General features: G+C 62.5%; 1 pseudogene and 1 other annotated feature. The pseudogene reads left to right on the top strand.

Going from position 1 to position 744, the window contains the following annotated elements:
* Positions 1–219: 219 nt before the first annotated feature.
* A pseudogene (locus F6Q13_RS18515) lies at positions 220–744 on the top strand (transposase); the annotation flags it as partial.
* Positions 519–650, top strand: a sequence feature (AL1L pseudoknot). (Overlaps the previous pseudogene by 132 nt.)

Genomic DNA, 744 nt, shown 5'->3' with positions numbered 1-744 from the left:
GCTGATGTCGAAGGCGGCAAAGAGGCTGGTGGTGCCGTGGCGGACGTAGTCATGGCGAGGTGCCTCAGCTAAAAGTGAGCGCGAAGCGGTGGTTGGTGCCTCACGCATGGTGAGCGCGTGGGGGGCTTGCACTACTTCGTCTTGGCCAATCGGTTGATTGATGGCTGAATCGCCCTGGGTTGCGTGGAGGCTCCAGACCTTGGAAACGAGGATGGAGTTATGTCGAACAAACAGTCGTCGGCCAGCCCGAGCGCTCGCCGCTACAGCCCGGAGGAGAAAGCTGCCGCAGTGCGGATGGTGCGCACGCTGCGAGCCGAGTTGGGCAGCGAGCACGGCACGGTGGCCCGGGTCGCTCGTCAACTGGGTTACGGGGTGGAATCGGTACGGTCTTGGGTGCGCCAGGCCGATATCGACGACGGCTATGAGCCCGGGGTGTCGACCACTGAAGCGCGACGCATGAAGGAACTCGAACAAGAGAACCGAGAACTCAAGCGCGCCAACGAAATACTGAAACGAGCGGCGAGTTTCTTCGGGGCGGAGCTCGACCGCCAACACAAGAAATAGTCGACTTCATCGACGCCAACCGGGAAGAATTCGGGGTCGAGCCCATCTGCACCGTGCTGCACAGCGCAGGAGTGCAGGTGGCCCCGAGCACCTACTACGCCGCCAAGAAACGCGGCCCGTCGAAACGAGCCTGCCGGGATGCGGTCATGGGTCCGGTCCTGGTCAAGCTCTTCGAGGACA

Source organism: Mycobacterium sp. (assembly GCF_008709575.1).
Classification (GTDB): Bacteria; Actinomycetota; Actinomycetes; order Mycobacteriales; family Mycobacteriaceae; genus Mycobacterium.
This window is presented reverse-complemented; position numbering and strand designations above follow the sequence as displayed.